The sequence below is a fragment of the Mycobacterium sp. E2462 genome (genome assembly GCF_001672685.1).
Classification (GTDB): Bacteria; Actinomycetota; Actinomycetes; order Mycobacteriales; family Mycobacteriaceae; genus Mycobacterium.
This window is the reverse complement of the sequence record NZ_LZKC01000253.1, coordinates 1-1293: the sequence shown is the minus strand read 5'-3', so window position 1 is coordinate 1293 and position 1293 is coordinate 1. Positions and strand designations below refer to the sequence as shown.

At 75.9% G+C, this 1293-nt stretch carries 3 pseudogenes; 2 read left to right on the top strand and 1 reads right to left on the bottom strand.

The window, feature by feature from the left end:
• Both A5714_RS12455 and A5714_RS12450 read left to right on the top strand, forming a co-directional pair.
• Nucleotides 1-480: pseudogene (locus A5714_RS12455) on the top strand (tetratricopeptide repeat protein); the annotation flags it as partial.
• 13 nt (nucleotides 481-493) lie between these two features.
• Nucleotides 494-1108: pseudogene (locus A5714_RS12450) on the top strand (HAD family hydrolase); the annotation flags it as partial.
• 60 nt (nucleotides 1109-1168) lie between these two features.
• Here the strand turns inward: A5714_RS12450 and A5714_RS27630 are convergent.
• A pseudogene (locus tag A5714_RS27630) lies at nucleotides 1169-1279 on the bottom strand (HAD hydrolase-like protein); the annotation flags it as partial.
• Nucleotides 1280-1293: the final 14 nt, after the last annotated feature.

The following is a 1293-nucleotide window of genomic DNA, read 5'->3' as shown; positions in this document are numbered from 1 at the left end:
GGCGCGAGCAGGATCGCGGCCATCCGCGAGGCGGTCGGCATCGCCGCCTACCACTGCGGCGACTGGGCGCAGGCGCTGGCCGAGCTGCGGGCGGCGCGCCGGATGGGCAGCAAGTCCGCCCTGCTGGCGCTGATCGCGGATTGCGAGCGCGGGCTTGGCCGCCCGGAGCGGGCCATCGAACTCGCGCGGGGGCCCGAGGCCGCCCAACTCAGCGGCGACGACGCCGACGAGCTGCGCATCGTCGCGGCCGGGGCGCGCGCCGACCTCGGTCAGCTGGAGCAGGCGCTGACGGTGCTGTCCACGCCGGCGCTGGACCCCTCCCGCACCGGCACGACCGCGGCCAGGCTCTTCTACTCCTACGCCGACACCCTGCTGGCGCTGGGCCGCGACGACGAGGCGCTGCAGTGGTTCCTGCGGGCCGCGGCCGCCGACGTCGAGGGCGTCACGGACGCCGAGGACCGCGTCGGCGAGCTCGGCTGACCGGGGGAGCGACGTGAAAACCCTTGCGCAGGAATACGATTGCCTGCTGCTGGACCTCGACGGCACGGCGTTTCGGGGCCGCAGCCCCACCGAGGGCGCCGTGGCGGCGTTGGCCGAGGTGCGCAGCCGGACGTTCTTCGTCACCAACAACGCGTCGCGCAGCGCCGAGGAGGTCGCGGCCCACCTGACCGAGCTCGGGTTCACCGCCACCGCCGACGACGTCGCCACCAGCGCGCAAAGCGCGGCCCGGCTGCTGGCCACCCAGCTGCCGGCGGACTCGCCCGTGCTCATCGTGGGCACGGCCGCATTGGCGAACGAGGTCCGCGCGGTCGGGTTGCGCCCGGTGCACAGTTACGACGACGCCCCGGTGGCCGTCGTGCAGGGATTGTCCACGTCCCTGGTCTGGCAGGACCTGGCCGAGGCCGCCCTGGCCATCCGCGCGGGCGCGCTGTGGGTGGCGGCCAACGTCGACGTCACGCTGCCCACCGAGCGCGGCCTGCTGCCGGGAAACGGGGCAATGGTCGCCGCGCTGCGGGCGGCCACCGACGCCGAGCCCCAGGTGGCCGGCAAGCCGGCGCCCGGCCTGCTGACCGACGCGGCGGCCCGCGGCGACTTCCGGGCGGGCGTAGACGGCGTCGCGCGCGGAGTTGACCCCACTGAGCACCATCAGGCTGGGCAGGCGCGCGGCGTTGGCGCCCTCGATGTCGGTGTCCAGCCGGTCACCGACCACCAGGGGCGCCCGGAAGTCGCCGCGGGCCGCCGCGTCGGTCAGCAGGCCGGGCGCCGGCTTGCCGGCCACCTGGGGCTCGGCGT